The following is an 11766-nucleotide window of genomic DNA, read 5'->3' on the forward strand; positions in this document are numbered from 1 at the left end:
GACCAGGACAGCGCCAACACCTGGCTGCGCGAGCAAGTGATCAAGGCCTGCGCCGAGCAGGAAATGGCCTGAAACTCAGAGGCCGATGGCAGTCTTGGTGTAGGACTCTCGATCGATGTCGATGATTTCCACACAGAGTTGAACCTCAACCCCGACCGGCCATTCGCACACATCCTGCACCACGGCCAGCAGGCTTTCGGACAACTGCTTCTTGATCTGCGGCGAGCGACCGCTCAATAACGACAGCTTTACATGCATGAACGCCCGCTCGCCCGGTGCGGTACCCACCCTGAAAGTCTCGACCTTCACCGCACGGGCCTTGATGTCGAACTCTTCAAACTGCCCCGAAGCGACCAGCGCGTTGTTGAGTCGCATCAATGCCACATCGGCATTCAGTTCGGACAGGTTGGCGGTGTATTCCATGTGCAGGTGGGGCATGACGGGGTTCCTGAGGATTGGCAGAAAGGTCGTAGATATAACACCGCCCTGCTCACTCTGTCAGCGGAAGGATCGGACGTTCACTCATGAACGCCTCCAGGCGCGAGCGCAGCCAGCGTTCAGCCGGGTCGCTGTCGACATGACTGAGCCAGACCATGGACAGGTCCAGGGTCGGCGTCTTGAACGGAAACGGCTCTTTGAACAGTTGGCCTGACGCGGCCATCGCCTCCGCCGTGTAGTCAGGCAGGCTGGCGATCAGATCGGTGCCGGCGAGCAACGCCGGCAATGAGCTGTATTGCGGAACGGACAGCACGACGTGGCGTGTTCGGCCAATCTCCGCCAGCCATTCATCGGCGTAGCCACTGACATTGGCGGTGTGGGACACCAGCACGTGCGGCCGCGCGCAATATTCATCGAGGGTCAACGGCGTATCCGACGCATCTGCACGCAAGATACTGGGCTGGATATGACGCAACAATTTGCGCTTGGCGTTGGCCGGCAGACCGCGCGTCTGGCTGATACCAACGGTGATATCGCCAGACGCCAGCAAGTCGGGAATGCGCCAGTAGTCAACATGCTGGACCACGAACACCACCTTCGGCGCCTCCTGGCGCAAGGCGCGCAGCAACGGTGGCAACAGGCCGAACTCGACATCGTCCGACAGCCCGATGCGAAACGTCATGGTGCTGCTGAGCGGATCGAAATCGTGGGTCAGGCTCAAGGCCACCGACAGCGAATCCAGTGCCGGCGACAGATGCTGAATGATCTCCTCGGCCCGCGCTGTCGGCTCCATGCGATGGCCGACCCGAATGAACAGCGGATCGTTGAACATCGTCCGCAAGCGGTTCAGCGCCGCACTGATGGTCGGCTGACCGAGGAACAGCTTCTCCGCCACCCGCGTGACGTTGCGTTCGAGCATCAATGTCTCGAACACCACCATCAGGTTGATGTCGGCCTTGCGTAGTTCGTTGCGATTCATCCGTTGCACCCCGGTCCCCAAGACTGGATGACAGTTTAGGGAGGTGTCGCGATCGGCGTCTATGCAGGTTGGCAAACGACCCGATCCATAAAATCCGGGGGCACTTACCACTCAGGAGCGCCCGACTGAAACGAAGCTGCTCTGATTGAGCAGCTTCACCGCCTGGAACCTATATCTCCTTGACCGGTGTCTGCTCTTGAGTCCCTTTGATCAAATCGATGGCATGCACGCAATCAGACTTGTTGACGTAAGCCTCCCCACTGGCAATCGTTTCATGATTCCCCGCTCGCAAACGCCAGCGCCATTGGCCCTTGCCGGTCTGTGAGGTGCCACGGGTTTGCCTGTAAATCTCAAAGTACATTGATCGCTCCTTGCGATGGCTGATTACGACAGATCAGAGACCTGCGAAACCAGAGTAGATGAGGAATTTTTGCGGCAACGTCTTTCAATGTCAGGGGATATTTCGAAGGAAAAACCTTGATTGCCGAAACGATCAATGAATACGGGGGACGGTAATCAGAACGACTTGGTGGAGTTACTTTTCCTGTGGACGGACATATCTTTCTTACGCTGTTGTGCTGATTTTTCCGACACCAAAAACTCGGGGGAAAGCAGGACGAATGCGAAAATAGCCCGACGGAAAAAACTGCGTAAACGAAAAAACCCCGTAGATTTTCATCTACGGGGCTTTCTATGTATGGCGGAGAGATGGAGACTCACCTAAACGACATCCCCCTCCAACAAACGCCGTGCTTTAGCACCACCCAAAAAACAGCAAGATTTATTTTCTCAGCCCGAAAACCGAACGCAATTGAAGTAAATCGAAAAAATTGGCGCTGGCCAAGAAATGATCAGAAGCAGAATGACTGACGTCTACCTATTTAGGTCTCGCCACCCATTGCCACTTTTGATCCCGGCTTTACAGGCTAGCAGTAGCCGGTTCCCGTCTGACTCCATGGCACCACTACTTAATAGAGTCCCAATCAGTGCAACTGCTGCCGCTATACCCGCCTTCATGATAGTTTTCTTGGTGTTGTGAAAAGCGGTCTCGGATCGCACAGCCGCTGTTGTCCATTCACTTCAATTTGCATGCTTGTGTGAATTTATCCGTTTCTCGTGTAGATCCACCTACGGACACGGTCCCAGACCATTTAGAGTCAAACTCTTCCGACTGGAGCCCAAGTTGGATCACTGACTTCGCCTCACGAAGATCAGCTAAAACCTTGAGGATTTCCTCTTTCTCACGAGTGACGTACTGGGTGTATTGGTTATTGCGTTTCGCGCTCTCTACTGTGAAGCGATGGATCTCACCCTTGTCTACTTTGATGAGAAGTTTCCACTCTGAGCTGGTCCGCCCATCAGCCCATTTTTCTTCTTGCAAGAGTGCGAGGGAGAGGCCATCCGAATCGCAGTCGAATGCAACCGCTTGGCTCGGACTGATGTTGCCGAGAAGCATTGCTTTCTTGTCGCCTGAGAAGATGTCGTCCTGAATGGTTGTATCCCATTGAGCGCTGGCAGTAGATGAAATGGCAATACCGATAAGTACAACCGTTGCCGCTATCCCTGCTTTCATGTCGATATCCTTAGGAAAGATTGGCTGATCTTAGCTGCTCTCTGGGCACCTTGCCATCACATCACTCGTTCACCCTAGGCTCAAAAGCGGATGGCTAATGCACCTTAACGATGTCCACATATCAATTGGGTTTTCTTGTTAGCTGATATCACCTAGGCTTTCCAACTGATCAACAGCTGAAATTACAAGCCAAGGAGAAGATGGCATGACGGTAGATAAAGCCTGCCCGGTAGTGCTACGGAGAAGTGAAACGCTAGAAATTTTGGCTTTTGAGCATCCGCTGGCAGGTCTGCAATTGGTCAAAGGTAGCGTGGAATCCGGAGAGTCAACTGAAGTGGCCTCTGCACGAGAGCTGGTCGAAGAAGCCGGGATTCAAGGCAAGGTGATACGAGATTTGGGTACGTTGCGCTCGCATATAACAGGACCACATGTGGGCATTCCATGAGTGTCATGTTGGGTTCATCATACTGAAGATGATGGAGGACATGAGTTCATTTTTTTTTGGCATCCATTAATGAGTGAGCCCTCAGAAGCGTGGCATCAGATTTACAAAGATGCGTTGGGATTTATAAGACTTAGTCTCGCTAAAGCGCCAATGGAGAATTGACACTCAATTGCCACCTGTACGGCACGCCCATTTATGCAGCAGCAGTTCGGTAATCTCACTAGCCTGCTGCGTCGGCATAATCATTAAGGCGCGTCACCACCTCTACGCTAGCAACTTAGCTGTTAGCCGTCACCTGACGCGCTCATAGTCAAGAGTCCATCTCGCCCAACTACTTACTATCACGAGGTTTGGTGCCGTATTTTCCAGTGTACGGGTTCACATTCCCTTTCGTACTGTAGTTATTATTCCTAGTGGTATCTGGATTTGTAGCGTGGGAAGGTCCGACATACGTTCCGTTACTTCGCGTATACCCACTGATGGTATGATCAGAACGACTTCCGTAAGAATAACTAGACTTGTACGAAGAATGCCCGCCGTAACTGCTACCACGAGCATAAGCATCCCCTGAAAGCGCTACTGCCGCCACCACAGCCGCCAAAAACAATGCCTTTCTCATACAACCTCCCGTTTCAGATCAATGAGAGCTCAACGATGCTGTCATCAAGTCACTCATTCCTCTTCGTCGTCATCCGATGAGGCCACTCCGCTGCCGTCTTCAACGTACGACTGACAACCTTCGTTGAATGACTGAGAAGGCGTGCTGCATGAGTTCTCGTCATCAATATCATTCTGCTCTGCCCAGTTATACCCAGCCTGATGCCCTGAGCAGTCACCCTGGCATTGATAGCCATCGAATGTGGCTGCGTAAGCCATCGCGCTGCCCAACAACAGCATTACCAGCGCGATGAATGCTCTCATTGGTGAGACTCCATCGGTAATGCTTGCGAGCATGATTCTCTCCAATTGAAAGCGCCACTTCGTGGTTACACAAACTGTAGCTCACTTTCTCTAGCGAGTTGCTGGGATTGGTGGAATGCCCGGAGTATCACGTCGCTCGCGGCGACTTCGCACTGCTTCATTCCGCTGCGTGATGACTGCGACTTGTTTGATGTCATCGCACGACGTATGGATGCGGAGCCCTCCTCCCCAAGCGAGCAGAAGGGCACTTAAACGCGCGATCCATGAAATGTGCGGTGAGCGCTTAGAGAGAGCCGAAAAGTCTTCCGGCTGCTTATGAGACGGGCAAACCACCCGTAATCCACAACTAGCTTATGCGATCTTAAATGCGCCCAATCCTCTGATGCTGACCCGTTTAGGATCATGTTTGGGCCTTCTATTTTATCGGCGATGTAACCGAGCCAACCAACCTTCGCTCTTGCCCTAAAAATGCCCTAAACCAAAAAACCAGAAACGAAAAAGCCCCGTAGATTTTCATCTACGGGGCTTTTCTATGTATGGCGGAGAGATAGGGATTCGAACCCTAGGTACCGGTGAAGGTACAACGGATTTCGAATCCGTCCCATTCGGCCACTCTGGCATCTCTCCAACGGCGCGCATCATAACAGCACAATCGCCGGAAGCGAACCCCCTTTAGCGATTTTTTTCCGTGCTATCAGATGCTTGCGTCGATTAAAGCGGTACGCCCAGACGGTTGGCGACTTCTTCGTAGGCTTCGATGACGTCACCGAGGCCCTGACGGAAGCGGTCCTTGTCCATTTTCTTCTTGGTGGCCTTGTCCCACAGACGGCAGCCGTCCGGGCTGAATTCGTCGCCCAGAACGATGGAGCCGTCGGAGAACACGCCAAATTCGAGTTTGAAGTCGACCAGCAGCAGGCCGGCGTCGTCGAACAGTTTGCTCAGGACTTCGTTGACCTTGAGCGACAGTTCTTTCATGCGAACCAGTTGCTCGGCGGTGCCCCAACCGAATGCCACTACGTGGGATTCGTTGATGAACGGGTCGCCCTTGGCGTCGTCCTTCAGGAACAGTTCGAAGGTGTAAGGGTTGAGCTTCATACCCTCTTCAACACCCAGGCGCTTGACCAGGCTGCCGGCGGCGTAGTTACGCACGACGCACTCGACCGGAATCATGTCGAGTTTTTTCACCAGGCATTCGTTGTCACCCAGCAGTTTGTCGAATTGAGTCGGCACGCCGGCTGCTTCGAGTTTCTGCATGATGAAAGCGTTGAACTTGTTGTTCACCATGCCTTTGCGGTCGAGCTGCTCGATACGCTTGCCGTCGAACGCCGAGGTGTCGTTGCGAAACAGCAGGATCAAGCGGTCAGCGTCGTCGGTCTTGTAAACCGATTTGGCTTTGCCGCGGTAGAGTTCTTCACGTTTTTCCATGATGGGCTCCGCTTGCTAAGTAGGTGGGCTAGGCGATGTGTCGCCAGTCGAGCCCTGAATCTTGATCGGCTAGTTGCAGCCAGTCCGGGTCGCACCCGAGGGTGTCGACAAAACATTGCCGGGCCAGCTGCGGCAGGTTGTTCTTGCTGCTCAGATGGGCCAGGACCAGGTGTTGCAGGCCTTGCCAGCCCAACTCGGCCACCAGGAATGCCGCCTGATGGTTGTTCAAATGTCCCAATTCACCGCCCACCCGTTGCTTGAGAAAGTACGGGTAGTGACCGCGAGCCAGCATGTCACGGCAATGGTTGGCCTCGATCATCAACGCATCGAGGTCCCGATAGCCGTCCAGCACCTTGTTGCAGTATGAGCCCAGGTCGGTCAACAGGCCGAAACGCCGCTGACCGTCGCTGAAAACATACTGCGTCGGCTCCTGTGCATCATGGGCCACGGCAATGACGCCGATGCTCAGATGGCCGATTTGCAGTTGCTCGCCGCCAGCCAGAAGGCCTGCGGGTTCAATCGGTTTGCGCATCCCGCGCAAGGTCCCGCGACTGAGGTAGACAGGCAGATTGTAACGCCGAGACAGCAAACCCACGCCATGCACGTGATCGGCATGTTCGTGGGTCACAAGTATCGCGCTCAACTGCGCAGGGTTTACCCCAAGGCGCAGCAGGCGTTTTTCGGTTTCCCGCAAGGAGAAACCACAATCCACCAGCACATACGTGTCATCGCTGGCTACCAGCGTGCCGTTCCCTTGGCTACCGCTGCCGAGAACGGCAAAACGCATGCGATCAGCCCAGGTTGTCCTGAATCACGGTCAACACTTTGCGCGCCACGTCTGCTGGCGCCACGGTGTTGATGTTTTTCTCGACGGTGACTTGTACGTTCTCGCCGACCTTGCTCAGGCGAACCTGATAACGCTCGGCGCGGGCTTCAACTTCTTCCTTGTTCGGCTTGCTGCCGAACAGGCTGCCGAAGAAACCTGGCTGCTCATCCTTCTTCTCGGCCTTTTCGGCGAGGTTGATGTAGTACAGGCCCAGGCTGCGGTTGATGTCTTCAACACGCCATTCGCCCTGTTCCAGCGCACGACCGACGCTCGACCAGGCACGATCCAGGTCGGTACCGACGTTGAGCACCGGGTTGCCGCTGCCATCCTCGGTCAGGCTGACACGGCTTGGCGTATCGAAATCACGCGAGGCCAGCATGGAGACCGAACCGCCCTTCTCCGAAGTGCGGCTCATGCTCGCGAGCATGTCGTCGACCAATGCTGCGTCCAGGCCGGTGTTGACCGAACGATTGGTGAAATCGACGTTGGCGGTGCTGCCGGCAGGACGCTCGGCGCTGACCACATAGACTTCACTGGTGTTGCGCTGCACGCCTGGCTCGATACGCACCCGTACGCGGGTTTCGCTGTCGGCGCCGACACCGGCCGCGCTCAGGCGCTTGGCCATGGCTGCGGACAGTTCGTCGGAATGTTGCCAGGTGGTAGTGAACTCACCGGTTTGCGGGCGCTGTTCGTCCAGACGGAAACCGTTGTCCTGGAAGAACTGCACGGCCACTGGCCAGACTTCGGCCGGTGGGTTCTGCGCCATGATCCAACGCGAATCGCCGCTCTTCTGCAAGGAGTAGGCGCTGATATCAGCCGCCGCCGACAGCGGCTGCGGACGAGGCACGACATATTCGCCCTTGGCTGTATCGTCGGCCACATTGCGCGGGATCGGCAACAGTGGATCCAGACGCTTGGAGGTGCTGACGTTCGGTGGCAGTTGCATCGGTGCAGTCTGTTGCGCTTCCAGGTAATCGCTACCACGGTCACGGAAGTAACCTTCCGGGCCCCAGATCCATCCGCAGCCACTGGTGCTGGAGATAATCAAGGCAAGTGCGGAAAGTCCGGCCATTCGCTTCATGCGTAGTACTTCCTCAATTAAACCAGGACGCCGGACTGGCGCATGGCCTGCCGCAGCGGTTCGTGACAGGCAGCACTGAGCCAGGTGAGCGGCAGACGGATACCGTCCGGCATCAGGCCCATTTCATGCAGCGCCCATTTCACGGGGATAGGGTTGGATTCGATAAACAGGGTTTTATTGAGTGGCATCAGCTTTTCGTGGATCGCCCGGGCTTTGACGGCATCACCGGCCATCGCAGCGGCGCACAGCTCGCTCATGGYGCGCGGCGCAACGTTGGCGGTCACCGAAATGTTGCCCTTGCCACCGAGCAGCATCAGCTCGACCGCGGTCGCATCGTCACCGGAATAGACCAGGAAGTCGCTGCTCACGCCGGCCAGGATGTCCTTGGCGCGCTGCAGGTCGCCCGTGGCTTCCTTGATGCCGATGATGTTCTTCACGGTCGACAGGCGGATTACCGTCTCGGCCTGCATGTCGCACGCGGTACGACCCGGCACATTGTAAAGAATCTGTGGGATATCGACCGCTTCGGCGATGGCGCGGAAGTGCAGGTACAGGCCTTCTTGCGTCGGCTTGTTGTAATAAGGGGTTACCAGCAGGCACGCGTCGGCGCCAGCGTTCTTCGCGTTGGTCGTCAGTTCGATCGCTTCACGCGTCGAATTGGCGCCCGTACCGGCGATCACCGGAATACGCCCTGCAACCTGGGCAACCACGCGACGAATCACTTCGATGTGCTCGTTCACGTCAAGCGTGGCCGACTCACCCGTAGTGCCGACCGCCACGATGGCGTTGGTGCCCTCTTGCAGGTGGAAGTCCACCAGTTTGCTCAGGCTGTCCCAGTCGAGACGACCCTGTGCATCCATGGGTGTGACCAGTGCCACCATACTGCCCGCAATCATGCAACCGCTCCTGCCGGAAAAAGAGAGCGGTAATGGTACTGGCGCCAAGATGCTTGTACAAGCGAAGTACTGCGCTGCCGCCATTCCCCTTGGCGCTGCTTTTCGCTACCCTTCAGACTTTGATCGGTACTGATAAGCTCGTACGCCGGTTTCCAGCCTCCATTTTCGGCATCACAAGCCCCGATCCAGCGTTGCCACCCCTCGCTCTTGCCATACTGGAGCACGTTGCAACCTTCGGCTGGGGGTTTGTGAATTCGCATCCGCAGGCTCGTCCCGGCAAAAAGCCCATAAACAGTATCGACCGCTCATCGCTTTAGGAATGCTGCATGTCCACCCCCACAGTTCGCGAACAATTCCTTGTCATCAGTGCCCTCGGCGCCAACCCCATGGAGCTGACTAACGTCCTGTGCCGCGCCAGCCATGAAAACCGCTGCGCCGTGGTCACCTCTCGCCTGACGCGTCATGGCGAATGCAGCGCGCTGATCCTTGAGATCTCCGGCAGCTGGGACGCCCTGGCGCGCCTCGAAGGCAGTCTGCCAGTACTGGCCAAACGACACGCTTTCACTGTCAACGTGGTGCGCAGCGCAGCCCTGGAGAACCGCCCCCAGGCCCTGCCGTACGTCGCCTACGTCAGCTCGGCCTACCGCCCGGACATCATCAACGAGCTGTGCCAGTTCTTCATGGACCACAACGTCGAGCTGGAGAATCTGACCTGCGACACCTATCAGGCTCCGCAGACCGGCGGCACCATGCTCAACGCCACGTTTACCGTGACCTTGCCGGCCGGCACCCAGATCAGCTGGCTGCGCGACCAGTTCCTGGATTTCGCCGACGCCATGAACCTGGACGCACTGATTGAACCGTGGCGCCCACAAAACCCAATGTAAGGAAGCTTTCATGGCCGTAGCCATCGACCAACCGGTTGCCGACTTCGAAGCACCCGCCACCAGCGGGCAGACCGTCAGCCTCGCGGCCCTCAAAGGCAAGCAAGTGGTGATTTACTTCTACCCGAAGGACAGCACGCCGGGCTGCACCACCGAAGGCCAGGGTTTTCGCGACCAGTACGCGGCGTTCAAGGCGGCCAACACCGAGGTGTTCGGCCTATCTCGCGACAGCCTGAAGTCTCACGAAAACTTCAAGTGCAAGCAGGAGTTCCCCTTCGAGCTGATCAGCGACAAGGACGAAGCCATCTGTCAGCTGTTCGACGTGATCAAGCTTAAAAAGCTCTACGGCAAGGAATATATGGGTGTTGATCGCAGCACGTTCCTGATCGACAAGGATGGCGTGCTGCGTCAGGAATGGCGCGGCGTGAAGGTGCCGGGGCATGTGGATGCGGTTTTGGCGGCTGCTCAGGCACTGAACAAGGCCTGATTTTTTTTGGCGTCTATTCGGACGCCTTCGCGGGCAAGCCCGCTCCCATAGGGATGGCATGAACCCTGTGGGGGCCCTGAAATCGACGATCAAAGCAGCGGCGACACCTCCGGCTCCTTGCGCGGCCAGGCATCCAGCACGGCTTTGAACAACGTCGCCAGGGGAATCGCAAAGAACACGCCCCAAAAGCCCCACAACCCGCCAAACAGCAGCACCGCGCAGATGATCGCCACCGGGTGCAGGTTGACCGCCTCCGAGAACAGCAGCGGCACCAGCACGTTACCGTCCAGCGTCTGGATGATCCCGTAGACCGCCATCAAATAGATGAACTGATCGCTCCACCCCCATTGGAACAGCGCAATCAGCAGCACCGGCACGGTCACCACCACCGCCCCGACATAGGGCACCACTACCGACACACCCACCAACAACGCCAGCAGCGCCGCATAGTTGAGCCCCAGCGCCACGAAAGCGATGTAGGTCACGCCCCCACAAATGAAGATTTCGATGACCTTGCCACGAATGTAATTGGCAATCTGCCGGTTCATTTCCTGGGCGACTCGAGTGATCAGCGCTCGCTCCCGCGGCAGGTAACCACGCACCCACTGGCCGATCATCTCCCGGTCCTTGAGGAAGAAGAACACCAGGATCGGCACCAGCACCAGGTAGATCATGATGTTCACCAGCAGCGGCAAGCTCGACAACGAGAACGTCAGCGCCCACTGGCCGAATTTGCCGATCTCGCCCCGCGCCACTTCGATTGCCTGTAGCACTTGCTCATCCGACACCAGATGCGGATAACGCTCGGGCAGCAGCAATAGCAGTGATTGCCACTTGGCGAGCATGCCGGGCAATTCGTTGAACAGCGTGATCAACTGATGCCAGAGCAATGGCACCACGACGAGGATGAATACCAGCAGCCCCCCCATGAACAACGCGAAGACCAGCCCCACCGCCGCGGCCCCCGGCAGACGCAGGCGCTCGAGGATCACCACCAACCCCTGCATCAGATACGCCAGCACCATCCCGGCCAGCACTGGCGCAAGCATTCCACCCAGGGTGAGTACGGCGGTAAATGCCAGAAACAGCAGCACCGCCAGCACCACGGCCTCTTCATCCGAGAAATAGCGCTGAATCCAGTCGCGTAACACTTTGAACATCAATAATCCTTAGGAACGAACGCCGCAGGTTTCAGGCTTTTTTCAACCAATAGCGGTAAACGCCCGCCTCATCTTCTTCACGAAGCAGCGTATGACCGGCCAATCGGGCAAAGGTGCGAAAATCGCGCTGAGAGCCCGCATCGGTGGCAATCACCTTGAGCACCGCCCCGCTGGCCAGTCGGTTGAGTTCCATCTTGGCCTTGAGCAACGGCAGCGGACAATTCAGACCGCTGGCGTCCAGCTCGGCGTCGTGKGTTACAGCGTCAGTCATCGAATCACTCCGGGGCAGGGGTTGAGTCGCTTAGAATATCTGGTCCCAAGCGTAGTGTCCGGCTACAGTAACGTCTTTGTCGACTAAGGCTTTGTGCATGACTTTTTTGCGCCCTACCCTGCTGACGCTCGCTTGCCTGCTCGCCTCACCGGGCTTCGCCGACGACTTGCCGTCACTCGGTGACGCCAGTTCTGCCATCGTCTCGCCGCAACAGGAATACCAACTGGGCCGTGCGTGGCTGGCGATGCTGCGCAGCCAGGTGTCGCAACTCAACGATCCGCAACTCAAGGATTACGTCGAGTCCAGCGTCTACCGGCTTGTGGAGACCAGCCAGGTCAATGACCGGCGCCTGGAGTTCATCCTGATCAACAGCCCACAGC

General features: G+C 56.8%; 13 protein-coding genes, 1 tRNA gene and 2 pseudogenes. 4 read left to right on the forward strand and 12 right to left on the reverse strand.

The annotated features are described in order from the left end of the window. Nucleotides 1–75 precede the first annotated feature (75 nt). The 4 genes from AC1DLB_RS17575 to AC1DLB_RS17590 all read right to left on the reverse strand — a co-directional run bounded on the left by AC1DLB_RS17575 (nt 76) and on the right by AC1DLB_RS17590 (nt 2990). Complete coding sequence (locus tag AC1DLB_RS17575) at nt 76–438, reverse strand: 5-carboxymethyl-2-hydroxymuconate Delta-isomerase (protein WP_258612575.1); 363 nt, start codon at nt 436–438, stop codon at nt 76–78. A 52-nt stretch (nt 439–490) separates the two neighbouring features. Beyond that, entirely contained in the window at nt 491–1417 is a 927-nt protein-coding gene (locus AC1DLB_RS17580) for a LysR substrate-binding domain-containing protein (protein WP_033064228.1), read from the reverse strand. A 169-nt stretch (nt 1418–1586) separates the two neighbouring features. After that, the gene (locus AC1DLB_RS17585; RefSeq protein WP_018926774.1) at nt 1587–1778 is read right to left on the reverse strand and encodes a YegP family protein; all 192 of its coding nucleotides are present in this window, start codon (nt 1776–1778) and stop codon (nt 1587–1589) included. 714 nt (nt 1779–2492) lie between these two features. Further along, a complete protein-coding gene (locus AC1DLB_RS17590; protein WP_064619715.1) occupies nt 2493–2990 on the reverse strand; it encodes a hypothetical protein in 498 nt (165 codons plus the stop codon). Between the two features lie 205 nt (nt 2991–3195). Here AC1DLB_RS17590 and AC1DLB_RS17595 point away from each other — a divergent pair. Beyond that, nucleotides 3196–3597: pseudogene (locus AC1DLB_RS17595) on the forward strand (NUDIX domain-containing protein). A 510-nt stretch (nt 3598–4107) separates the two neighbouring features. On the opposite strand, the gene AC1DLB_RS17600 reads toward AC1DLB_RS17595, so the two are convergent. From AC1DLB_RS17600 to dapA, 6 genes are all read right to left on the reverse strand, one after another. Then, the gene (locus tag AC1DLB_RS17600; RefSeq protein ID WP_237229566.1) at nt 4108–4389 is read right to left on the reverse strand and encodes a hypothetical protein; all 282 of its coding nucleotides are present in this window, start codon (nt 4387–4389) and stop codon (nt 4108–4110) included. A 504-nt stretch (nt 4390–4893) separates the two neighbouring features. Further along, nucleotides 4894–4983: transfer RNA gene (locus AC1DLB_RS17605), tRNA-Ser, on the reverse strand. 84 nt (nt 4984–5067) lie between these two features. Next, a complete protein-coding gene (gene purC, locus AC1DLB_RS17610; protein ID WP_018926775.1) occupies nt 5068–5781 on the reverse strand; it encodes a phosphoribosylaminoimidazolesuccinocarboxamide synthase in 714 nt (237 codons plus the stop codon). A 28-nt stretch (nt 5782–5809) separates the two neighbouring features. After that, on the reverse strand, nt 5810–6568 hold the full coding sequence (locus AC1DLB_RS17615; protein ID WP_477743391.1) for an MBL fold metallo-hydrolase: 759 nt from the start codon (nt 6566–6568) through the stop codon (nt 5810–5812). A gap of 4 nt (nt 6569–6572) precedes the next feature. Then, a complete protein-coding gene (gene bamC / locus AC1DLB_RS17620) occupies nt 6573–7688 on the reverse strand; it encodes an outer membrane protein assembly factor BamC (protein WP_018926776.1) in 1116 nt (371 codons plus the stop codon). Between the two features lie 17 nt (nt 7689–7705). Beyond that, nucleotides 7706–8584 carry a 4-hydroxy-tetrahydrodipicolinate synthase gene (dapA, locus tag AC1DLB_RS17625; protein WP_477785355.1) on the reverse strand — a complete coding sequence of 293 codons (879 nt, stop codon included), beginning with the start codon at nt 8582–8584 and terminating at the stop codon, nt 7706–7708. Nucleotides 8585–8910: 326 nt separating this feature from the next. On the opposite strand from dapA, the gene AC1DLB_RS17630 reads away from it, so the two are divergent. Beyond that, nucleotides 8911–9471 carry a glycine cleavage system transcriptional repressor gene (locus AC1DLB_RS17630; protein ID WP_007898662.1) on the forward strand — a complete coding sequence of 187 codons (561 nt, stop codon included), beginning with the start codon at nt 8911–8913 and terminating at the stop codon, nt 9469–9471. 10 nt (nt 9472–9481) lie between these two features. Continuing rightward, a complete protein-coding gene (locus AC1DLB_RS17635; RefSeq protein WP_018926778.1) occupies nt 9482–9955 on the forward strand; it encodes a peroxiredoxin in 474 nt (157 codons plus the stop codon). A gap of 89 nt (nt 9956–10044) precedes the next feature. Here AC1DLB_RS17635 and AC1DLB_RS17640 read toward each other — a convergent pair whose 3' ends face one another. Together AC1DLB_RS17640 and AC1DLB_RS17645 are read right to left on the reverse strand one after the other, a co-directional pair. Next, nucleotides 10045–11115: an AI-2E family transporter gene (locus tag AC1DLB_RS17640; protein ID WP_018926779.1), complete on the reverse strand. Its 1071-nt coding sequence runs from the start codon at nt 11113–11115 to the stop codon at nt 10045–10047. Nucleotides 11116–11146: 31 nt separating this feature from the next. After that, nucleotides 11147–11386, reverse strand: a complete 240-nt coding sequence (locus AC1DLB_RS17645) for a sulfurtransferase TusA family protein (protein ID WP_007941445.1) — start codon at nt 11384–11386, stop codon at nt 11147–11149. A 97-nt stretch (nt 11387–11483) separates the two neighbouring features. Here AC1DLB_RS17645 and AC1DLB_RS17650 point away from each other — a divergent pair. Next, nucleotides 11484–11766, forward strand: a pseudogene (locus AC1DLB_RS17650) (M48 family peptidase); the annotation flags it as partial.

Source organism: Pseudomonas sp. 05N434, from assembly GCF_056396965.1.

What these genes read in the sequence shown, in the direction of transcription:
- AC1DLB_RS17615 (WP_477743391.1), bottom strand. Translation starts at nt 6,568, where the DNA reads ATGCGTTTTGCCGTTCTCGGCAGCGGTAGCCAAGGGAACGGCACGCTG.
- AC1DLB_RS17585 (WP_018926774.1), bottom strand. Translation starts at nt 1,778, where the DNA reads ATGTACTTTGAGATTTACAGGCAAACCCGTGGCACCTCACAGACCGGC.
- AC1DLB_RS17635 (WP_018926778.1), top strand. Translation starts at nt 9,482, where the DNA reads ATGGCCGTAGCCATCGACCAACCGGTTGCCGACTTCGAAGCACCCGCC.
- AC1DLB_RS17600 (WP_237229566.1), bottom strand. Translation starts at nt 4,389, where the DNA reads ATGCTCGCAAGCATTACCGATGGAGTCTCACCAATGAGAGCATTCATC.
- AC1DLB_RS17640 (WP_018926779.1), bottom strand. Translation starts at nt 11,115, where the DNA reads ATGTTCAAAGTGTTACGCGACTGGATTCAGCGCTATTTCTCGGATGAA.
- AC1DLB_RS17580 (WP_033064228.1), bottom strand. Translation starts at nt 1,417, where the DNA reads ATGAATCGCAACGAACTACGCAAGGCCGACATCAACCTGATGGTGGTG.
- AC1DLB_RS17630 (WP_007898662.1), top strand. Translation starts at nt 8,911, where the DNA reads ATGTCCACCCCCACAGTTCGCGAACAATTCCTTGTCATCAGTGCCCTC.
- AC1DLB_RS17575 (WP_258612575.1), bottom strand. Translation starts at nt 438, where the DNA reads ATGCCCCACCTGCACATGGAATACACCGCCAACCTGTCCGAACTGAAT.
- bamC (WP_018926776.1), bottom strand. Translation starts at nt 7,688, where the DNA reads ATGAAGCGAATGGCCGGACTTTCCGCACTTGCCTTGATTATCTCCAGC.
- AC1DLB_RS17590 (WP_064619715.1), bottom strand. Translation starts at nt 2,990, where the DNA reads ATGAAAGCAGGGATAGCGGCAACGGTTGTACTTATCGGTATTGCCATT.
- purC (WP_018926775.1), bottom strand. Translation starts at nt 5,781, where the DNA reads ATGGAAAAACGTGAAGAACTCTACCGCGGCAAAGCCAAATCGGTTTAC.